15 protein-coding genes are annotated in these 22,291 nt (G+C 61.4%); 8 read left to right on the plus strand and 7 right to left on the minus strand.

Annotated features, from left to right (window positions below):
- Window positions 1–39: 39 nt before the first annotated feature.
- The 7 genes from M3I56_RS11315 to tssK all read right to left on the minus strand — a co-directional run bounded on the left by M3I56_RS11315 (window position 40) and on the right by tssK (window position 8,363).
- Entirely contained in the window at window positions 40–378 is a 339-nt protein-coding gene (locus M3I56_RS11315; RefSeq protein ID WP_254353974.1) for a DUF2322 family protein, read from the minus strand.
- A gap of 219 nt (window positions 379–597) precedes the next feature.
- Window positions 598–1,029 (minus strand): type VI secretion system baseplate subunit TssE, encoded by a 432-nt coding sequence (gene tssE / locus M3I56_RS11320; RefSeq protein ID WP_254353937.1) that lies wholly within the window; start codon window positions 1,027–1,029, stop codon window positions 598–600.
- 13 nt (window positions 1,030–1,042) lie between these two features.
- Window positions 1,043–3,769 carry a type VI secretion system ATPase TssH gene (tssH, locus tag M3I56_RS11325; RefSeq protein ID WP_254353939.1) on the minus strand — a complete coding sequence of 909 codons (2,727 nt, stop codon included), beginning with the start codon at window positions 3,767–3,769 and terminating at the stop codon, window positions 1,043–1,045.
- Between the two features lie 152 nt (window positions 3,770–3,921).
- Window positions 3,922–4,407, minus strand: a complete 486-nt coding sequence (locus tag M3I56_RS11330) for an Hcp family type VI secretion system effector (RefSeq protein ID WP_254353940.1) — start codon at window positions 4,405–4,407, stop codon at window positions 3,922–3,924.
- Window positions 4,408–4,507: 100 nt separating this feature from the next.
- Window positions 4,508–6,286, minus strand: coding sequence for an OmpA family protein (locus tag M3I56_RS11335; protein WP_254353942.1), 1,779 nt, complete (start codon window positions 6,284–6,286; stop codon window positions 4,508–4,510).
- The gene (locus M3I56_RS11340) at window positions 6,283–7,014 is read right to left on the minus strand and encodes a DotU family type IV/VI secretion system protein (RefSeq protein WP_254353944.1); all 732 of its coding nucleotides are present in this window, start codon (window positions 7,012–7,014) and stop codon (window positions 6,283–6,285) included. The genes M3I56_RS11335 and M3I56_RS11340 overlap by 4 nt, the downstream gene beginning before the upstream one ends.
- On the minus strand, window positions 7,011–8,363 hold the full coding sequence (gene tssK, locus M3I56_RS11345) for a type VI secretion system baseplate subunit TssK (RefSeq protein ID WP_254353946.1): 1,353 nt from the start codon (window positions 8,361–8,363) through the stop codon (window positions 7,011–7,013). The genes M3I56_RS11340 and tssK overlap by 4 nt, the downstream gene beginning before the upstream one ends.
- A 506-nt stretch (window positions 8,364–8,869) precedes the next feature.
- Between tssK and tssB the strand changes: the two genes are divergently transcribed.
- The 8 genes from tssB to M3I56_RS11385 all read left to right on the plus strand — a co-directional run.
- Complete coding sequence (gene tssB, locus M3I56_RS11350; protein ID WP_254353948.1) at window positions 8,870–9,382, plus strand: type VI secretion system contractile sheath small subunit; 513 nt, start codon at window positions 8,870–8,872, stop codon at window positions 9,380–9,382.
- Window positions 9,383–9,455: 73 nt separating this feature from the next.
- Entirely contained in the window at window positions 9,456–10,988 is a 1,533-nt protein-coding gene (gene tssC / locus M3I56_RS11355) for a type VI secretion system contractile sheath large subunit (RefSeq protein ID WP_254353950.1), read from the plus strand.
- A gap of 96 nt (window positions 10,989–11,084) precedes the next feature.
- The gene (locus M3I56_RS11360; protein WP_254353951.1) at window positions 11,085–13,424 is read left to right on the plus strand and encodes a type VI secretion system Vgr family protein; all 2,340 of its coding nucleotides are present in this window, start codon (window positions 11,085–11,087) and stop codon (window positions 13,422–13,424) included.
- Window positions 13,425–13,432: 8 nt separating this feature from the next.
- On the plus strand, window positions 13,433–16,201 hold the full coding sequence (locus tag M3I56_RS11365; protein ID WP_254353952.1) for a hypothetical protein: 2,769 nt from the start codon (window positions 13,433–13,435) through the stop codon (window positions 16,199–16,201).
- Complete coding sequence (locus tag M3I56_RS11370) at window positions 16,198–17,253, plus strand: hypothetical protein (RefSeq protein ID WP_254353953.1); 1,056 nt, start codon at window positions 16,198–16,200, stop codon at window positions 17,251–17,253. The genes M3I56_RS11365 and M3I56_RS11370 overlap by 4 nt, the downstream gene beginning before the upstream one ends.
- A 140-nt stretch (window positions 17,254–17,393) precedes the next feature.
- Complete coding sequence (locus M3I56_RS11375) at window positions 17,394–17,651, plus strand: PAAR domain-containing protein (RefSeq protein ID WP_254333383.1); 258 nt, start codon at window positions 17,394–17,396, stop codon at window positions 17,649–17,651.
- A gap of 4 nt (window positions 17,652–17,655) precedes the next feature.
- Window positions 17,656–18,897 (plus strand): hypothetical protein, encoded by a 1,242-nt coding sequence (locus tag M3I56_RS11380; RefSeq protein WP_254333382.1) that lies wholly within the window; start codon window positions 17,656–17,658, stop codon window positions 18,895–18,897.
- Window positions 18,894–22,291 (plus strand): ImcF-related family protein (locus tag M3I56_RS11385; RefSeq protein ID WP_254353954.1); only part of this gene is annotated, 3,398 nt, incomplete at its 3' end. The genes M3I56_RS11380 and M3I56_RS11385, both read left to right, overlap by 4 nt.

Here is a 22,291-nt window from a genome sequence, read left to right on the forward strand (position 1 = left end):
GAAGAGGCGTGCCGGCCGGCACGCCCGCTAATGCAACGCTCAGGCCGCGGCGATCACGTCGATGCGCAGCGTCGGGCCGCCTGCCGCGATTTCGAGCAGACGATCGACGTTCGGGTGCGCGCCCGGGCGGTTGCGCGCGTCGGCAGTGTGCTCGGCGAACACGGCGAGGCCATGCTCGGCCGAGTTGGTGTCGAGCGTGCCGAAGGCTTCGCGCAGATAGTGGTAGACCGCGAGCGAGCCCTGCTTGCCGGGCTTGTTTTCGATGCTCGCGGCGACGTTGCCCTGAGCGTCCACGAGATCGATGCGCTCGATGCCGTCGATGCCCGGCAGCAGTGCGAGATTGTCCTTGAAGACGGCGCCCGTTTGAATTGCCTGAATCACTGAAAACACTCCGTTGGTTCGATAAATGGCTTTTGTGGAGCCGTATCTTAGCCGATCGGGGCGTTAGGCAGGTCGATGTACTAGGCTGCGGTGCGTCGCGTAGGCTTCGATCGGCGAGGGCGTGAGCGTTGCCGACCGCGAATTGTGGTCGATAGACGCGCGTCGAACACCATTTCGGATTCGAGGCGCTGTCGCATAAAAAGGATCGGAAACGGACTAGCGCTCACGTTCGCGATTGACGAGCCGCTCGACACGCATGCGCCCGGGCGGCTCGAAATAGGTTCCGAAGCGAACCAGCCCGGCCTTCCTCAGATGGCAGACCATCGTGAAGCTCACGAGGAGTCCCGGATCGGGCTTGTCGCTGATCTCAATGTCGATCGAACGCAACCGTGGCTCGAACTTGAGCAGGGTGTTTTCCATCTGGTTGCGCAAATCGTGAACTGACGCTGGCAGGTTCTTGTAGACGTCGGTCAGGTCCGGCAATCCAAAGTCGGGCACATGCTTGAGCGCACCCGCCCGCGTATTCAGGACCCGCCCAATATTTGCCTGGACGCTCAGGATTTCGAGCGTGTTGTCATCGTGATTCTCGAGCGCCTCGCCATTGATGTGGCCAAGCAGCATGTCGTAGAGGGACGGCCCTGTCGGCATGGCGAAGTCTCCCTTACCCGGATGTTGTTTCGTTCGTGACCGCGACCGGCTCGGCATGATCCACGAACTCAATCGTGAGACTGCCTTCAGCCGAACTCGACAGGACAATCTGCGCCGGCGTTGTGCCGCTCGCCATGCGAGTGAGCAGCTCACGCGAAACCGTCGGGAGTACGCGCTGGTTCAGGAAGGCATCGACGTTGCGTGCGCCAGAATCACGGGCAAGGCAAAGCTCGGCCATTGCCGCAATCAGGGAATCGTCGCAAACCAGTTCGACACCGTGCTGACGTTTCAGGCGCTCGGCCACCTTGTCGAGCTTCAGGCGCACGATGGCGCCGAGTGCGACGGAGTCGAGCGGCTTGTACACCAGCGTCTGAAAACGCGCGAGCAGCGCCGGCTGAAAGTGCTCGACGAGCTGTGGGCGGATGGCCTCGAGTAGCGCAGGTTGCGCGCTGTCCGGATTGTCGGCAGTCATCTCGTTGATCTGCGCACTGCCGAGGTTCGAGGTCATCAGGATCACGCAGTTGCGAAAATCAATCTCGCGTCCTTCGCCGTCGCGCATCGCGCCTCGATCGAATACCTGGTAGAACAGGTCCAGCACGTCACGATGGGCCTTTTCGACTTCGTCGAGCAGCACGACGCTGTACGGGCGTTGTCGCACCGCCTCCGTGAGCACGCCGCCGCGGCCATAACCGACATAGCCCGGAGGCGAGCCCTTGAGCTGCGAAACCGTGTGGGCTTCCTGATACTCCGACATGTTGATCGTGGTGAGTGCCGCCTCGCCGCCGAACAGCAGGTCGGGCAATGCCAGTGCGGTCTCGGTCTTGCCCACACCGGAAGGACCCGCGAGCAGGAACACGCCGAGCGGTGCGTGTTCGTTCTTCAATCCGACCTTGGCAGTGCGCAGGCTTTCCGCGAGCGCGACGAGTGCGTCGTCCTGGGCGACAACCCGTTTCGCGAGCTGCGCCTCGAGCGTGAGAAGATTCTGCAATTCGTCCTCGACGAGATTCCCAACCGGCACGCCGGTCCATTCGGCGACGACGCGCGCAACCGCCTGTGCGTCCACGTCCGCGAAAATCAGGGGTGTCTTGCCCTGGATACATTGGAGCGCCTGGTGTGCCTGCGCGAGGGAACCGGGCTCGCTGCCCGACGCAGAAACCCGTTGTTCATGCAGTTCACGCACGAACGCAAGTTCCTGGTCATAGCGCTGCTGCAACGCGTCAAGCGCGGCCTGCGCCTCGACGAGTGCCGCGCGAAGTTCTGCCTGACGCATCTCCCTCTCTGCGATGCCCGCCCGGGCGTCGTCTTCCATCGTCGAGCGTTCCAGCTCCAGCGCTGAGACGGCGGCGCGTGCGCGCTGCAGGTCGGCCGGGGGCGATTCGAGACCCATCCGTACGCGCGCTGCAGCGGTGTCGATCAGGTCGACCGCCTTGTCCGGCAATTGGCGCGCCGGGATGTAACGGCGCGAGAGCTTGACTGCGGCCACGAGCGCTTCATCGCGAATGTGCACGTTGTGGTATTGCGCGTAACGACTCTTGAGCCCGCGCAGCATCAGGCACGCTGCGTCGTCATCTGGCTCCTCCACCTTGATCATCTGGAAGCGCCGTTCGAGTGCGGCGTCGCGCTCGAAGTATTCCTTGTATTCCGACCAGGTGGTCGCCGCGATCGTGCGCAACTCGCCGCGCGCGAGCGCGGGTTTGAGCAGGTTGGCCGCGTCGGCACCGCCGGCGGCATTGCCTGCACCGATGAGCGTGTGCGCCTCGTCGATGAAGAGCAGGATCGGCACGCTACATGCCTGCACCTCGTCGATCACGTTCTTCAGACGCTGCTCGAATTCGCCTTTCACGCCGGCTCCCGCTTGAAGCAGGCCAAGGTCGAGCGTGAGGATACGCACATCGCGGATCACGTTGGGCACCGTGCCTTCGGCCACACGAAGCGCAAGGCCTTCGACGAGCGCCGTTTTTCCCACACCCGGCTCGCCCACGAGGATGGGGTTGTTCTTGCGCCGGCGCGCGAGCACGTCGACCGTCTGCTGGATCTCGCGATCGCGGCCAAAGACCGGATCGATCTTGCCGTCTCGCGCCTTAGCGGTGATGTCGATCGCAAAGCGGGCCAGTGCGTCACTCTCAACGCTGCGCACGACCGTCGGCGTTGCCTTTGCCGACTCCGCAGGATCTGCACTGCCGGCCGCTGTCGCCGCGGTGACAGCGGCCGTTTGCGGTTCTGGCCGTTCGGGCGGGTTCTCGCTCGAACGCGATCCCAGGCGCGGCAGCAGGCGCTGGATCTGCGCGCTGCTCACGGACAGCAGCGGCCACGTGGCGTGTGTGCGCAGCACGTGCGGCGCATCGACGATGGCTTGCAGTACGTGTCCCGAGCGGATCGTCGTCTCATGTGCATCGACGAGGGTGAGCGCATGAGACCAGGCGTCCTGCAGGACGGCGGCCAGTTGCGGGGAGAGTCCCGGCCGGCCGCGCAGGTTGCGCGGGGTGTGCTCGATGGCGCCAAGCAACGCGTTCCATAATGGGTCCACGTCCAGATCGTAGTGGTCCAGGATAGCGGGGATATCACCGTCGCCGGCTTCGAGCAGTTTGAGTAGCCAGTGCTCGACCGTGATTTCATCCGCAAGCCGTGTGTGACACAGACTTGCTGCTGCCTCGAGCGCCGCCGTGCAATGTGGATTGAGCCTGCGCAGGAGCTGGCTGATATCGCGGGAATGTGTGCTTCGATCGTTGTACAGGGTCATGTCGTGGCTGCCTGTGCGGGCGAAGGGGGAAGGGGGGCGGCCACTGGAAATGGCCGACCGGTGCAGCAAAAAGCACCAGTCCGCGTGCGCGGACTGGTAAAAGGGGGCCGTCATGCGGTGACGGCCGCCAGACCAGCGTCGGGATGCAGGGCTTAGGAGCGCTCGTTCCAGGTGTCCTTGTGGATGATGTTGCCGTCCTTGTATGACCACGTGATGGTCTCGTAACGCAACTCGACTTCCTCGAGGTGGTTGTGCTTCTCGTAGTCGGGGATCTTGATGTCGAGCATCCTCGGACGGACCGCCACGATCTTCACGTTCTCGAGCTTCGTGTTGAAGTATTCCTTCTCCTTGCCGGCGTCGTCGATCTTGTACCACTTGATCTCGGCCGACTTGAGCGTCTGACCGCTCGTTACCGCCTTGTAGAGATACGGCGTCGACGCGTCGGTTTCCTTCACGAGTGTGATCGGCGCGTGCACGCGCGTGCCGGTCAGCTTGCCGGTGTTGCCGTCGGTCGGAATATGCAGGTCGTGGTTGAACTGCGTGATCTCGATGCTGCCCTCGCGCCCCTGAACGGTCACGGAACCCTTAATGTCAGCGCCACCATCGTCCTTGAGCCACATGTATGACGGAATTGCCATTCCCTAACTCCCATTTTTCGTACTACGACAATCGCCCGGAGACAGTGAAAGTGACCGGGCTCACGAAACCCGAAGCCAGGGCTTCGGGGACAAACGCTCCTTACCTGGGCGCCGCTGCAGGCGCTGCCGTTTGCGAGGTGTCAGCCGCCGGGGCGGGCTGCGCCGCGTCGGGGACGAGCGTGATCTCTACCCGTCGATTCCTCGCACGCCCGGCGTCCGTGTCGTTCTCCGTAAGCGGCCGGGTGTCGCCGTAGCCCTGGATCGCGAATTGCGTGGCCGGGATGCCGGAGGCATCAACCAGCCAGTTGCGCACAGCCTGGGCGCGAGCGGTTGAAAGCAGCAGATTGCTATCGGGCTTACCGACGTTGTCCGTGTGGCCCGCCACGAGAATCCGCTTGTCCGGATGTGCCTTGATCATCTCGAGCGCATTGACCATGATCCGTGTCGAGCCGTCTTTGAGTTGGGCCTTGCCGCTGTCGAACAGCGACATGCTGTCAAGCGTGAGCACGGCCGGCGGCGGCGGGGGAGGCTGATAGGAGGCGATCGCGTTGTTGAGCGCCGGGATCAGTCGCGCGCCGCGGTACAGTCCGAACGACAGATCGAGCGGGACCCCCGTTCGTGCGTAGCGGTCGAGTTCGTCGCGATCGTTCACGAGGGTCCTAAGCGCTTCGCGCCGTGCCGCGTCGTGGTCGGCAGGAATATTCGAGTAACGCCCAAGATCTGCTTGAATGCGCGAGAGCAGCGTTTGATTGTTTTTTCCGGCACAGCAAAACGCAATGCCGGCCGCGCACGCGAACATCGCAAGGGCATGGATCAGCGCCACGAGGCGGGGCGATCTCCAGTGCCGCACAGGCAGGGCCTCGATCAGCGGCTGCGGTAGCGGCCATGGCGCAGGGGACGCAGGCGCCGTGTTGCGCACGACGCTCGTTTGCATTTCCACATCCACGTTCCATGGGCTGCCTGCACGGCCCGCGGGGCCGCAGTCAATCCAGCCGGCACCGAATAGCGCCAGCGGCATAGCCGGCTGCCGCGGGTCGGTAAGCGCGTGAAGCACGACGCGTTGCGTCCAGCCAATGAGCGACGCAAGTGCCGCGGCCCGCGTGGCCGCTTCATTGCGGTTAGGCACGCTCATGATCTCGTCTTCCGCCGCCCGTATCACGGTCTCGAACCGCTGCGCGTCAACCATGCGGGTAGCCGAAGAAACACCGTGCCATTGCGGCCCGGCAAGCCCCGCGGTTTCAGTTGTCAGTCGCTGATACACCGCGACATAGCCGGGAAGGGCGCGCGCGCCGAGCATGCGCGTGGCGTCGGCGACTGCCTGACGTGCCGCGCGCAGTGACTGGGTTAGAAGATCGACATCCGTGTATCTTGCCGGCACAACCGAGACCACGACGCCATCAGGGGCGCGCCCGTCACGCCACTGCTTCACGGCGATGGCCAGACGTGCTAGATCTTTGGGGCTGTCCACGCGTAGCCAGATTGCGCCTTCGCCAACATAGGCGAAACGCTCGCCTTCATTCCTGTTGAACAGTGCGGGCAGATCATCACCCGTCACCAGCACGAGCGGCATTCGGGTACGGAGGTCGACCGGTATGCCGGCCGTTGCTTGTCCAAGTGCGCAGAGTATCTGCGCGCCCTGCCTGCGCGCGATGGAAATTCGCCGGGTATACAGGACCACGAGCAGCATGGCGACAAACACGACCGCGCAGGAGAGCAGCCACGCAAGCACCGGTCCGATGCGCGCCACGAACCAGACCAGGATGAGCGCCAGAGCGCTTGCAAGAAGAACCTGCAGCCGGAACGGGTAATCGAGTCCTTCGTGGCCGCGAAGCTGCGCATCGTTGGGCATAGAGGTCAGCAGGGGCAGGTCTGACTTCACGGCTGCGCAACCTTTACCGACGGAATGTGCGTGACCTGCGCGTTGAGTGCGACGGCCCACGTACTCCAGATGACCGCTGCAACAACGCAAACGACTGCGGCTATAGCCCACGGCGAAAGCCTGTGGAACCAGTCAGAAAGCTGGCGTCCCGCACGGTCAGACATAAACGACCGCGTCTCATGTGGGCGAAGCGTCTTCAGGCGTGTGTTGAGCGCGCCCATGAGTTCGATGAGCCTGCTTTCGCCCTCGAGCGCGTAGCGCCCCTTAAAGCCCATGCCGAGGATCGCGGCGTAACCTTCGAGCAGGTCTGCATTCGGTGTCGCTTCCCGCAGGCGTGCCTCGATCCGGTCAATGACGAATTCGCCGGCGTCGTGCACCTTGAACCGCTCGACCTGAAACGGATTGAGTGCCCACGCTGCCCGGCTGCTTTCGGGGAGATGGCGCAGCGCCGTTTCATCGATCAGGCCGCACTGCGCGAGCGAGACTTCGCGCTTGACGTCTTCGGGATAGCAGTACTGCGTGAGGGCGTCCGAGAACTTCTGGATCAGCTTGCGGCAGTGGTTGCGGAACTGCTCCGCGTTTTTTACGGTTCCGTCGTCGCCGAGTGATGTGACGAGCAGTCCGGTGTCACGCAGCAGGTCCCGGATGCCCGGTGTGCTCGCGCGACGAAAGTCAGGCTCTGACGCAAGATGCGGGGCCGAGCCGGGGCGATCGGTCAGGACTTTCATGAGCGCAGCACCGCGTAAAGTTCAAGCGAGGCATCGGCGACCGACCCCGGCAAATAGATCTGACACGCTCTCGCTGCGAGCATCCTCTCGTATGCGGGGCTGCTGGAGTCCAGCGAAAAATACTGGTTGTCCAGCCGCACGGGAATGGCGCCGGGCACGCGTTGGACCGCCTTGAGTGGAATGCCAGGCAGTGCAGAATTGACGATGTGTTCGACATCATCCGGTGCGCCGATCTTGCACAGACGCGGAAACTGTTCGATCAGATCAAATGCAGTCATGCGCGCATTGACAGACAGGTACCAGTCGGACACACCATCGACGATGCGCTCGTCAAGGAACTGTCCAGTCCATGTCGTCGGGGTTTTGCGCGTGAGGCCAATTGGGATCACGCGGGACGGAATGATTGCATCGAGCAGTTCCCGGATCATCGATTCCAGCTTCGCGAACACGTCATCGGCGTGCGCGTGATCCCACGCGGGAATATCGGCAAGCTGCACGCCGGTGGAGAATGTCGTCAGGGCACTGACCAGCTGGGTGAGCGTGACATAAAGCTGCTCGGGTGGCCGCGCGGGATGCGACAAGAAGAGCCGCATTTGTGGCCACGCCGTGTGGATGCAGTGCAGCAGCCAGAACAGTTGCACGTCGGCCACGCCGTATTCGGTAACCTGCTCGACGCGTTCGCTGCGACGCGCGCCAAGCGCGAGGCTCTTTGCCTGCAGGATGTCCGCGAGGCGGTTGAGGCGCTCGATGTGCAGCGGATGACTGCCCAGCGTGAGGCACGGCGGTACGAAGCGGTGATCGACCTGGAACTGACCGTTCGCTGCGCGCGTGAGACGCGCTATTGCGCAGACAGTGTCATCGGCATGCGGCTCGAAATCGAAGAGCAGGCGCAGCGCGTGGCGTTCGACCGCAATCTCGGTCTCGGTCGTGCCGTTCAGATCCACGACCTTCACGAACTCGCGATAGGAGCGCCGCGGCCGCGCGAGCGCGGTCTCGTCAAAACGACAGTTGTTCCCATTGGCGTCGGGCAGCGCAAGCGCGGCGTAGACGGTCAAGCTCTGGCGATCCGCGGGGATACCCTGCGTCAGATCGCGTCCTCCGGGTATCGCGTCGCGGACCGTCGAGTCGAATGGGGTTCCGTCCGGCAGGCGCAGTTTGAGTTGCTCCAGTTTCAGCCGGCCCGTCTTGAGCGCTTCTTCATCCACGACGACACCCAGCGTGCCCCAAGGCTCAGCAAAAGCCGCGGCCACGAACTGCTGTACGGCGAATTCGGTCGCGCGCTCCATCTGCTGGAAGTGTTGCTGCGAAAGGATCAGGCCGTCGTGCCAGAGAGGTTTATGGATCCGCATAGATGTTGGTCTCTTGTGGTTCATACTTATCTTCTTTCAGACAGTGACTTCAATCGGAGATGTCGAACGGTTTTATACAAGGTAAACCGGAGTCTGTATTGAATTGAGTTTGAGATCTGACAAACGTTAACAACTCGCACAAAAATAATATGCTGATCGCGTATCTCGATATTTGCGGCGGCAAAATAACATGATGGATGTCAATTTAGAATGGCGATATTGGCTGGTGGGTTTTTCGCCAAAAATTTGCGAAATTTATTCAAAAATTAACAATTGAGTATTTATAGATAAGAGCGAAAAGAAATTCCAATTGACGGCATGCATGCAATCGGATTTAATGGGCCGTCGCAAACAGGTCGCACGAATGGAGACCACGCCATGGGGTGCCTTCAGTACTAGATCCTTGCGAGCATGCATGTAGGGGAGGACCGCACGTGCAGTACGCGACACCGCATCGCGACCGTCAAGTTCTGCGGAATCTTGAATCTTAATTAATTAGGCATACTATGGATAGCTTTCAGCGAGAAATCCCAAAAAGCCGCGTGTCGATTACTCTGGATCTTCACACGGGCGGAGCCCAGAAGAAGGTTGAGCTGCCACTCAAATTGCTTGTCGCCGCTAATTTTAGCGCGGGCGCGGAAAATGCACCGCTTGCCACCCGAAAGAAGGTCAACATCGAAAAAAACAATTTCGATGCCGTGCTCGGCGACTATGCGCCGAATTTGAAGTTTGGCGTCGAAAATACGCTGGCGGGAGATGGCGGCGAATTGCCCGTGAATCTCTCGTTCCGCTCATTGAAGGACTTCGATCCGGAGCAGGTGGCCCGGCAGATTCCCGAACTCCAGGCGCTGCTCGCCATGCGCAACCTGCTGCGCGACCTTAAATCGAATCTGCTGGATAACGGGACATTCCGCCGCGAATTCGAGAAGGTCCTGAAGGACAAGCGTCTGTCCGACAAACTGCGCGGCGAACTGGCGCAGGTCGCGACGGCTGCTACCCAGCCGGAAGGGCATGCCTGAACGGCGCCGCGCCAAAGCGGCATTCACCGCTTTCCGCAATCAGCTTGTGTTTCAAACGCAGACAGGAACAGCAATGAGCCAGAACAAAGCCGCCACGGGTGCAACCGAGACCGTTGTACTCGAGGGAGACAGCGTGTACGCCGCGCTGTGCAGCAAGATCAATCTCAAACCCGTCGCCGAGGCGCGCCCGCTTGAAGCGTTCCGCGACGGCGACACGCTCTCCGAAGCTTCGGCCGACGAGCGCATCGCGCGCGGTATGGGCGCGTTTCTCGAACTGGTGGCGAAGTCGAGCCAGCCGGTCGATCGCCTCGACAAGTCGCTGCTCGACTTCCATATCGGGCAGCTCGATCGCCAGATCAGTCGCCAGCTTGACGCGGTGATGCACGCGCCCGAATTCCAGGCGCTCGAAGGTCGCTGGCGCGGCGTGAAGATGCTGGTCTCGCGCACCGACTTCCGCCGCAACGCGCGCATCGAACTGCTCGACGTCTCGAAAGAAGCACTGCAACGCGATTTCGAGGACGCGTCAGAACTCATCCAGAGCGGCCTCTATCGCCTCACGTACATCGAGGAATACGACACGCCAGGCGGCCAGCCGGTCAGCGCGATGATCAGCGACTTCGAATTCGAGAATTCGCCGCAGGACATCGCCCTGTTGCGCAACGTCTCGAAGGTCGCGGCGGCAGCCCACATGCCGTTCATCGGCTCGGTCGGCCCGGCGTTCTTCGGCAAGAAGACGATGGAAGAAGTCGCTGCCATCCAGGACATCGGCAACTACTTCGACCGCGCCGAGTACATCAAGTGGAAGAGCTTCCGTGACACCGATGACGCCCGTTACGTAGGCTTGACCATGCCGCGCGTGCTCGGCCGCCTGCCGTACGGCAAGGATACGGTGCCGGTGCGCGCCTTCAACTACGAAGAAGCGGTGAAAGGCCCGGATCACAACCGGTATCTCTGGGTGAATGCCTCTTTCGCGTTTGCAGCCAACATGGCGCGCAGCTTCGTGAACAACGGCTGGTGTGTCCAGATCCGTGGACCGCAGGCGGGCGGCAAGGTCGAAGACCTGCCGGTCCATCTGTATGACCTCGGGACCGGCGCCCAGCCGAAGATTCCCACGGAGGTGCTCATTCCGGAGACGCGCGAGTTCGAGTTCGCGAACCTGGGTTTCATTCCGCTCTCGTTCTACAAGAACCACGACTTCGCGTGCTTCTTCTCGGCCAACTCGGCCCAGAAGCCGGCGCTGTACGAGACGAAGGAAGCCACGGCCAATAGCCGCATCAACGCGCGCCTGCCGTACATCTTCCTGCTCTCGCGCATTGCGCACTACCTGAAGCTCATCCAGCGCGAAAACATCGGGACGACGAAGGATCGCCGTCTGCTCGAACTGGAGCTGAACAACTGGATCAAGGGTCTCGTGACCGAGATGAAGGACCCGGGCGACGAGCTGCAGGCCTCGCACCCGCTGCGCGAGGCAAAGGTTACGGTCGAGGACATCGAGGACAACCCGGGGTTCTTCCGCATCAAGCTCTTCATCATCCCGCACTTCCAGGTGGAAGGCATGGACATCGGCCTGTCGCTGGTGTCGCAGATGCCCAAGGCCAAGGGGTGAACTCGGCGCTGCTCTGACGTTTTCGGTGCGAGCCGCCGGGGTACTCCTGGGTGCCTCGGTGGTGCTTTTGCGTTTTGCGTCTCCGGGAGGTTTTCGATGTCGTGGCTCATGCCGTTACAGGCTTATGAATTGAAGCTGGCGCCGCATCCGGCGCCGTTCTCCATCGTGAAATTTGCTGGCCATGACCGGATCAGCCAGCTCTACGAGTACGAGATTGAATTCACAAGTCCGATAGCGGGTATTCCGATGGATCAGGTGCTCGGGCGTTCGGCCCGGTTCATCATCGATCCGGTCGACCCAAACCTGGGTCACCTGCAGCGTATATTCGGCGAGAACGCTGCGAAGTTCAGCACGAAGCCGCCCGCACAGACCGTCCACGGCATCATCACGAAATTCGATGAGCACGAGACCTCCGCCGACGAGACGCGTTACCGCGTGAGGCTCGAGCCTGCGATCGCGGACCTCGACCGGGGCAGGACAAGCCGGCTGTTCCAGAAGCAGTCGGTCGAAGAGATCATTACCGAAACGCTGCGGCACTACGGTTACCGGGCCGGTGTCGACTTCAGGTTCAACCTGCGCGGCCAGTACAGGCGGCACGAGTACATCACCCAGTACCACGAGACGACGTTCGCGTTTATCCAGCGCATCTGTGCGGAAGAAGGCATCTGGTTTCGCTGGGAGCAGAAAAAGGATTACGCGGTGATGGTGTTCGGCGACGATCTGGATGCGTACGCGCGCAAGCAGCGTGGGGTGCCCTATCGTCGTGATTCGGGCCTTGAGAGCGTGGGTGCCGACTCGATCAAGTCGCTGCGGCGGCGCACCCGGCGCGTGCCGCAATCGGTGCGCCTGCATGACTACAACCATCGCCAGGCCGACGTCTCGCTGCTGGTCGAGGAGAACACGGCACGCGGGGACAAGACCACCAACGCTGTCGACTATCACTGGGGTGAGCACTACGAGACGCCGGAGGACGGCCAGCGCATTGCCCGCCTGCGGCACGAGGCTTACCTCGCAGGTCAGGTGACGTTCATCGGCACCGGCAATCCGTTCTGGCTGGAAGCCGGGGAGGTCATGCTGGTCGATCCGGTTCAGGTCGATGCGAAGCACGGGATCTTCATCACGTCGGTACGCTCGCACGGTGGGCGTAACAGGTCGTACCGCGTGACGTTCGAGGGGATTCCTTCGGATCGGGTCTGGCGAACATCCATGGACACGATCCCGAAACCGGAAATGAGGGGCGTCCTGCCGGCCCGGATTACATCACCCGGAAACTACAAATATGCCTATCTGACGGAAGAAGGCTGGTACGTCATCAAGCTGCCGTTCGATCTGGACGAGTGGAGTCCGGGTGGTACCAGCCGGCCGGTGCGGTTTGCCAAGCCCTACAGCGGCGACAACTACGGTCACCACTTCCCGTTGATCGATTCCGCGGAAGTGGCACTCGAATTTACGGCCGCGGATCCAAACCGGCCCATCATCATCGGAGCGATGCATGACAGCCTGCATCCGGATCTCGTCAACAATCTCAACAATACGCGCAATCTCATTCGCACGGCCGCGCAGAATGAGATGCGCATGGAGGACAAGGAAGGCGTCGAGCATATTCACCTGACGACGCCGTTTCAGACCAGCGAGCTCAACCTTGGGCATATGGTCGACGGCCAGCGCAAGGAGCGGGGACAGGGCGCCGAACTGCGGACCGACGGGCACGTGGCAGTCCGGGGGGCGAAGGGGGTTCTCTTATCCGCCGAAGCGCAACCAGGTGCCACAGGTTCGCAGCTCGCGATGGATGATGCGAACGCAACGCTCCAGCAGGCCAAAGAACTGCTGCGCTCGCTCAACGATTCGGCCAATGCCGCCAAGGCGTGGTTGGCTGAAATTGACCAGCAGCGCGACCTTATTGAACAGAGGCTCGTCGAGATCAAGAAGTCCGTGGTCGTCGCGAGTGCACCCGACGGCGTTGGCATCGCCAGCGGCCAGCACATGCAACTGGCGGCCAAGAAACACATATTCGTCACTGCCGGCCAGGGCCTCGACGTGGGGGTATTCAAGCGCATTACCTTTGCAGCCGGCGAGGCCATATCGTTGTTTGCAGCGAAACTTGGGATCCGGATTTTTTCGGCGAAGGGAAAAGTACAGGTTCAGGCGCAGGGCGACGAGCTGGAACTGATGGCGCTCAAGAACGTGGTGGTTAGCTCCTCCACAGGCGAAGTCATGATCACCGCGTCAAAAGGCATCACGCTCGGTGATGGGTCCGGCGCGTATATCAAGGTCGCCAATGGGCGGATCGAACTGGCCAGCCCAAGCGGTCAGATCTATGCGAAGGGCAATCTGGAAGTGGATGACGCAGCCGGCGGCAACTTCACGTTTCCGAACTGGAACGGTACACCGTTGAAAGATGTCAAGGACAACCTGGGTTTTGGTTTTTCTGAATAGGATAATTCATGGCAAACAGTTCGCCTGCGGCTACACCGACACAGTCCCTGAAGCAGATCACGTTCGCCTTTCCGTTTCGCAAGAAGGGACAAGGCAATGGTGGTGCTGCAGCAGACTTTACTGACGAGCACGAGATGTACCAGCTTCTGAAGCAGGAATCGTCAGGCTCGTTCCCGGTAAGCAGCGGGGGGATGTGGCACGGCGGCATCCATGTCACCGAGGCGGGTGCCGGGCAGTCAATGGACTTCAAGGCTGGGGTGCGCTGCATTGCTGATGGCGAAGTCGTCGCGTGGCGCCTGAATCGGGCCTATCTGGTCAACCAGATCCCGGCCACCGATGGCCAGCCCGCGATCAACGCGTCGTACAGCACGGGTTTTGCACTGGTAAAGCACACGATGGAATTTCCACGTGGCACGACGCTCACGTTCTTCAGCCTGTATATGCATCTGCAGGACTACGCCGGCTACGAAAGCGATTCGACACTTCCCTGGCCGGCGTACTGGGCTGCGAAGGTGGAAGTGACCCAGGAGGCTTCCGACAAACCCAAATCCGGCGCCAACGGCCAGCCGGCGCCTGACGGGCAGACAGGACTGAATGTCCGCGCAAGCAAACCTCACGGAGCCGTGCTCGGGATACTCCCACGGGGAACGCAGGTGAGTCTCTCTAAACGCGAGGGATCCTGGGGACAAATAGCGGACGCGCCTGGAGCGCTGTACGCACCCAAGGTTGGTGAGTATGTAGATCCAGCCGTTGCCATCGGTAAATGGATATTTCTGGGCAAGGAACACGGGCACGATGGCCCTGTCGTAAAAAACGTTGTGCCGGATTCCTTCTTCGATTCGGTAAACGTCGTACTGGAGGGAAGACGGGTCAAGGTCAAGGCGGGTGATGTGCTCGGCTACCTTGGTCGTTTCGACTCCCTTCGCAATTCAACCTCCATCCGGATGGTGCACATTGAGGTGTTCTGTGATGACACCATCAAACAGTTCATCGAAGACGGACGGAACTGGGTCGACGCGCACATCGAGGACACGACCGGGAACAGGAATCAGTGGAATCAGCTGGGTGTATCACCGGATCCCACCATTTTGCGCGTGAACAGTGGCGTGCATCTGTACCAGGCCCCGCCCCCCGCACAACCTGGCGAAGAGCCGAATCCGACCGATGTGATCCAGGTCTGTGGATTTGCCACGCTGCCGCACGATGCCAGCCACATGGTCACGGAAACGCAGCCTGGCAACGACGGGCACAAGCGCACCTGGTGGAAAATCGACAGCGAGGATGTTCAACGCCACCCGGTTTCAGGTTGGGTGCGGGAGCAAAGCTTTGCCGGCGGTATGGTGACCCGCGAACATGCTCAAAGCTGGGTGGACTTCGAGTGTCACGATGAGGACCACGATCCAGCGCACACCATCTTTGCGAACACGCAGGACTATGTCGCCTACCAGGCAGGACAGCAGCAGACACCCGACCGGGGCTCCAAGGCCAAACTTAGCCCGCTCATGGCTGCAATCTACGGTGTGCTTTTCCCGACGGGCGACGGTGTGCACGCTGTGGACGAACTCTCCAGCATCGGGCAAGGCGCGCAGGGTTCTGGTTTTCCATGGGTTGCGTTCCGTGCTTCGCGCCTGATTCCGAAGCACGAGAGTGAATGGGCCAACCCGGCCAAGTGGCAGGACCTGATCGCCGCCATTGAGCAGCACACTGGCCCTCGCCCCGAGCACGAAGAGGAAAAGAAGCGCATCGCCAATCTCGTGTGGTGGGATGAGGTCAAGGCCGGTGTGCCGGGATTTCCGGGTTCGGACGTTTTTCATATTCATCCGATTGGGCTGGTGGGAAATTTCTTTAATCCCAATCCCGACGTTTGTGCCTGTGGTTGTTGTATGACCGTGACCGGAACGCGCTTCAAGGCAGGAGCGAATACGTTTTGGTACGGACCGCAGCATTCGGGCTCGATTTCGTTGGGCAACTGTGCTGCATTGGCGACAATGCGGACCAACGGCACATTAAGCGAGACCGAAGAGAAGATTCTGCGCGCTATGTCCCAGAATGAAGGCAAGGTGGATACGGTTCAAGCGATCGACAAGGCGATCATCAGCGCCGGCGCAATGCAAAAGACCATTCGCGGGGCGGAAAGTCGGGGTGAGTTGGCGACGCAGATTGCCGCTTTTCGAGACGCGCATCCTGCCGAGTACCAACAGTATTTTTCCAACTGCGGCTGGACCGTTACGGGGTCGGGCGACGAAGCAGCGCTGGGGTATGCGCATGCGACATTTACGAATGGAGTTCGGATGATTGGCGATGAGCTTTACACCGCGCTGCGACGCGATTGTTCGGTCCACACCTTTGGTAAGCCGGTTGAATGTCCGCCTGTCGCGTCGATGGCACACGCCGTATCGTCGCCGTTATACCAAGTGCTGCAAGTCAAGGACTTTGTCGATCGCCTCAATCACGCTATTGGCAAGACGCCCGGTGGCTATCCTTATCCGATCAAGGACTATTTGCAGTCACCGCTCGGCCGTGCGACCGTCTTGGATCAAGACGTCAACGCGCCTGGTGCGACGGCAAACAGTATGAAAGCCTCGCTGGATCGCTTTTTTCAACACAATCCACGTGTGTCCCGCAATCCTGCTGAGTGGGGAGCGAACGGTACTGCATACGAAACCAGCATTCTGCAGGACTATGGCCCATCCCGCTATATGGCGCATGTCAACGGCGTGTCGGTCGCGCCGCAGCGATATGAGCATCTGCTTCAAGCCCTAGGAACGCCATCGTGAAAAGCATGAACTCAAGAATTACGAAAGCAGATGTTGCACCATGTCGAACCGGCTCGTCGCCGGTCCAAGCTGTTCGTCTCGGTGCAATAATTGCCTCTGTCTTGCTGCTGAGCGGCGGCGCTCCCGCTCCAGCAAATGCTGCCGCACCTTCGTCTACGTTCAGGTTCGCGTTGCCGGGTGGGGCAGCGATTATCTATGGCAAGGCGTTGAACCCTCAAACACCGTTGCCGGAGCGTGCATGGCAACAGGCAACATTCCATTTCCCAAACGGAGCGACGTTCAGTCTGCTGCCAAGAATTGGCGCGGCGGACTCGGGTGGTACACAAATGGAGCCGCCGAGCAACGGTAATATCTCGCCGTCAGGTCAATATGTCGTCATCGGGAGAATCGAATCAGGTTCTGTGTCGTCAGGGCCGGGTCAGCCGGAATCTGACGCGAGCCGGGAATACTGCGCTGCCATTGAGATCCGCACTGGATGTATCACCGCTGATCAAACTGGTGAAATATGCGGAGCGGGATGGCAGGCTGGCCAGCGTGCGCAGTGGGGAACTGACGAACAGACGAGTTTGATGCTGAAGGATGAGCGTCCGTCGGCAATCCGACTGCTTCAGTTTATCGGGGCTGGTCAGCCGCCACGGTCACTCATCAAAGATGCTTCCGGCACCGACAATCTCCTGCGGTGCGATCCGCCGTCTTCGGCCAATCGTGACGCCTATCGCAAGATTGCGAAAGCCTTGCACGCGGCAGGCGCAGACAACGATGCGCGACTGATCGACGCCGCGAATTCAAAGGCAGACAGCAGCACCATCGGCACGTCTGCGCCGGTAGTCGTGGAAACCACGCATCGTACGGCGATCGTATCGGTGCAACAAGCGACGCTCTATACGGCGCCTGATGATGCACACGCGAGTCGGGCATATCTGGTCCAGAGCGATGTAGCGACGGTATTGAAGCAGTCTCCCGCAGGCTGGGCCTATGTGGACTACGTCAACGTTTCCGGTAGACACCTGCTTAGATGGATCAAATCCAACCAACTGGCAATTGCGCCGTGATGGGATCCGCTAGTGTTTTGCCCCAGAAATACGCAATTTTTCATAAACGCCGAATCCTTTTCAAGGACGGATTCGGCGATGGGCGTCCGCTTAAAGAGAAGTTTTCAGACCTTGTACTGGTCAGCAGGGAGTGTTGGCGAATGAAAAAACTGGCATACGAAGGTGACAGCACAAGCCACGGTGGCAAGGTACTTTCGGGCTCCGACCGTATCAAGGTGAAGGGACGGCGTGCAGCGAAGGTTGGCATCCTTGTGTCCTGTCCAATCCACGGCGACAACGAAATCATTGAAGGAAGCAGCAGCATGAAGGACGCCGGTACGCCCTTGTCGAGGGATGGCGATGCAACGCAGTGCGGGAGTGTCCTGATAGCCTCGACTGACGGCGCGAAGGTCCGATAAGGCGATGCCCGTTGATTTTGAACGTATTCCGCCGCGGGTCAGGGTTCCGGAAGCATCGCGGCCGTCGATTCTCGTCTGGGCACTTCTGCTTTGCCTCATGCTTGCGGCGGGCGCGTCCCTGACCGTTTTCCTCTGGCGTGCAGGCAAACCAACGAACACGGTCTGGTTCTGGTTCCGTGCGGTCGCACTACCGGTCCTGATATGGGGACTTCTGCTGGCTTGCCGACTCGCCTGGACATACGTGCGCGTCAACGCCGCACTCGCCACAAACCGGACTGCCGATGACATAGAAGAGCAGCGTCACGAGCTTTCAAGCCAGCCGCTGGCCGTTCTGGGGCACGCCTGGCGATTTTCGTCCAGCGAGGAGGAGAATTCCGTCGAAGATCTGTTTGATGGGAAGATAAAACTGCGCCCGGCTTCCAGCCAGGTTAGGCCCAACACCGACGTGATGGCCCGTTGGCTCGAGATACCGGGCAAGCGGTTCTATGGAGGTAACGCCCGGACCGAACATGCGCGTCAGACAGAAGCCTGTGAATGGCTGCTGAACGAGTTGATGAGTGACCTGGCCCCCCAGATTCTTCAGCTTCCCCGGCAAGTGTCAATGAGTGTGGACCTCTGCGTTGACACTGTACTGCAGCCTGCCACATGGGTTGCACGTCTGCAGCCGCTTCTGAAAGAAAAATTTCCGTCGTTGCGCGTCCAGGTAAAGCCCGCAACCAGGGAGCTTTCGCTATTCCATGCCGATTCGTGGCACGACGGAGTTCGACCTGATGTGGTTCGGCTCCTCGTTGCCGTCCAGTTGCGTAAGGCAGCAAGTGACGTGCTTGCTAACGGAGTCGCTGAGGCCGCGTCGATGCTGCTTGTTGGCACTCCTGCTGTTGCCGGACAGATGAACGGCAAGCCTGCCCTACGCATCCATCGCCCGGCGAGGGGAACCCCGGAAAAAGTGGCGGACGTACTGAAGCTTGCTGTCCGTTGGGGAAGGACATCGTTCGACAAAACCGGAACGACATGGGGCACCGGACTTGGCAAAGATGCCTTAAGGACCATCCGATCGTCGTGCCGGTTCGGACACCGGATGAGGCCTGTCGACGTAGATGAGACGGTTGGCAATGCCGGCGCGGCACGCGCGTGGCTTGCGACAACGCTGGCCGCTGCAAACGCAGCACTTATGAACGAACCCCAGCTGGTTATTGCGCAGGAAGGCGATGACCTGGTTGCACTGGTATGCCAGAAACAGACATGAACGATCACAAGCCGCGGCCCGCAGCGCTTTTCATTGGTATTGCGATAACCATCCTGTTTATTATTCTTGGCCTTGCGACGTGGTTCGGGGGGATGGAACAGGGGTGGAGTCAAAACACACGCATCAACATTGAGCTGGCACTTCTCTCGGGGCTGCTGCTGTGCCTGATTCTTGTGAAGTTGATTGAGGCCATTCTCCTCTGGATCGCTTCCATGCGGGCGACCCGATGGCTGATGCGATATGACGCGCAATCGAACGTTCCGAAATCAGATCAGGCTACCGGTTCATCCAGATCCGTGTCGCTGGCAGAAGCGCTCCGGGACCGCCATGGCAGGCGCTGGCGCTGGCGCGATCGTTGGGTGCTTGTCGCTGGAGATGAACCCCTTGTGAAACGCCTGGTTCCGGGGCTCGTCGAGACCGGCTACGCGTTCACGGGCGATACGGTCCTGCTTTACGCAAAGCAAACCAGCGACAAAATCGAAACAGGCTGGCTCGAGGAAATCCGCCGCCTGCGTCATCATCGCCCGGTCGATGCGATTGTCGCGGTCACGGGCAACCGTATTTCCGCAACCGCGCCATTTGACGTCAACGGCCTTTCACAACGGCTCGCACGCCATGCCCGTGCGCTGCGCTGGGCGGCGCCGGCCTATCTGGTCAACGTGACGGACTTTGGCACCGTGCCGACGGGTCCGGATGAAGCTATCGGTTTCACCTGGGCAAACACGCGAGTTAATGCCGAAGAAGTCGGGGTCTCGCTGCAAAGCCTCACGCGCAATCTGGCAGACACAGGCGTCGCGCGGCTTGCAGCGGACAATCGCGACCGCTACCCGGCCGAGCTTTCTCAGCATATCGAGCGGCTAGGTAGCGCCCTGTCGGGACTTGCGGTGCAGACGGCGAATTCGCGTTACTGGCGTCAGGCCGTTCATGGGCTCCTGTTCGCGCCGCTCTTCAGGGAGCCGGAACCGGCACCGCCCAAAGCCGCTGAGAAGACCGAGGGCAACGCAGACGATCAACCGGGAGCCGCTCCCATCGCTCCACCGCAGCGCTCGATCTGGCAGACCGTCGCCGATCACAGTCGTCGGGTCCACGGTCGCCGCGTTGGCTTTTCACCGTCGATCGCCGCCGCGTGGATGGCAACAGGCGTGGCCGCCCTCTGGATCGTGGGCACGATGGTGTCGGGCCTGTCGAATCGCGCCACGATCGGCGCAGCGCAGGACACGCTCGCGAAACTGTCTGGCACCCTGAGCCCGGCGCAGGCCATGCAGGCACTCGACAGTCTCGACAGACAGATCGACACGCTCGAGACTCGCCAGCGCGACGGCGCGCCCTGGACCGCGCGCTTCGGTCTGAATCGCGACAGCGCCGTACTCGCTGTGCTGTGGCCCGGCTATGAGGATGCTGCGGGCCGTATCCTCGTTGGTCCGATCCGCCAGAAACTGGAGGATCGCCTGCGCCAGCTTGCGTCGATGTCCGACGCGGAGATCGCAAGCGGCGGCAACGCCCAGGCGCAGGCCGCCTACGATACGCTCAAGGCCTACCTGATGCTCGCCAGGCCCGAGCGGGCCGTCGCGTCGTTCCTCACGCCCCAGCTTCTGGCAACGCAGGCGCCTGCCCGCCCGCCCGCCTCGCCGCTGTCGGCCGGCACGTGGGAGGACCTTCGCCAGCACGCCATTGTCTTCTTCGCGGATCACCTGGGCCGTCGACCTGCTGCGAACGGTTCAACGCTCGCCATCGTGCCGGACAGCAGCCTGGTTGCCGCTACGCGCCAGACCGTCATTGGCGTGCGCGGCATCCAGAACTCGACTGACGCGACGTACCAGCAGATCCTCGACGACGCAAAGCCGAAGTATCCGCCGGTCTCCCTGGCCGGCCTGCTTGGCGACACCACCGGGCGCGGCCTGTTCAACACGAGCCAGACCATTCCGGGCGTCTTCACGCGCGAAGCGTGGGAGCAGCGCATCTCGAAAGCGATCGACGAGGCGAGCAGCCAGGGAGACGTCGCCGGCGACTGGGTGCTCTCCGACACAAAGACGGCCAGCGCCACATCGTCGACGCTGAAAGCGGAACTGCGACAGCGCTACTTCGACGACTATGCGCGCGCATGGGCGCAGTTCCTCGACAGCCTGCGCTGGCAGAGCGCCTCGACACTGTCTGCCACCGCCGACCAGCTCTCGCTGCTGGGCGACCCGCAACGCTCGCCGCTGGTTGCGCTCATGAATGCCATCGTGTATCAGGCCGGCGCGGGCGTCGCGGCGCAATCGCTTTCGGATACGCTGGTCAGCAAGGCGCAGCAGCTGGTCGGCGCCGACGAGAAAGATCCGTCGAAGCGGGCACAGCCCCAGCTCGCCCCCCTCGCGAATGCATTCGGGCCGATCCTGCGGCTCAGTGGCAGCGATCTCCTATCCGGCGTGCCGGCGCAGGCTGGCAAGACGGCCGTGCAGGTGGCAGCGACCAGTGACCTGAGCCTCGCGCGCTATCTCGAACGCGTCACGGCGATGCGCCTGAAGCTGGAGCAGATGGTGAACAGCGCCGACACCGAGGCCATGTCGCGCGTGGCGGCGCAGGCGGTGCTCCAGGGCCGGAGCTCCGACATCGCGGACAGCCGCGACTACGCCAGCCGTGTCGCGGCCAGCCTTGGCCAGCAATGGGCCGGTTTCGGCCAGCTGTTCCAGGCACCGCTCGACCAGACCTGGCAGGCGGTGGTGCAGCCTGCGGCAGCCAGCCTGAACGACATCTGGCGCCGCTCGATCGTCGCCGACTGGAACACCGCCTTCGGTGGGCGCTATCCGTTCGCCGATTCAGACAACGATGCGTCGCTGCCCGAGATGGCCCGGTTCATGCGCCCGGACAACGGCGTGATCACGCAGTTCGTCACGGCGCAACTGGCCGGCATCGTCGAGCGTCAGGGCGACCGCTGGGTAGCCGCGCAGGGCGCGGGCACGCAACAGGATGCCCTGCGGCTTGATCCGGCGTTTCTGGAAGGGCTGAACCGCTTGATGCGGGTCTCAACCGTGCTGTTTCCGTCTGGCGATGCGCATATCCGCTTTGATCTGCGCGGTGTCGCGACGCCGGGCGTAACAAACATGAAGGCGGTGCTGTCCGGGCGTGAGCTCGACTACTTCAACCAGAAGGAGGACTGGGTTCCGTTCGAGTGGCCGGGCCAGTCGCTCGAGAACCTCTCGCACATCGAATGGCAGACCGAACAAGGCGGCCTGCGCACGGCGCTCGATGCACAGGGCCGGTTCGGACTGATCCGGCTGCTGGAGCGGGCGAAGGTCTCCCGGCAGGATAACGCGCGCTGGCTGCTCACGTGGACGCCGGAGGCAAGCCAGGGCATTGCGCTCAGGGCCCAGCTGCGCAGCGAGGCCGGCGCCGGACCGCTTGACGTCCTGCA

It is taken from the genome of Paraburkholderia sp. CNPSo 3281 (assembly GCF_024206515.1).
Taxonomy (GTDB): domain Bacteria; phylum Pseudomonadota; class Gammaproteobacteria; order Burkholderiales; family Burkholderiaceae; genus Paraburkholderia; species Paraburkholderia nodosa.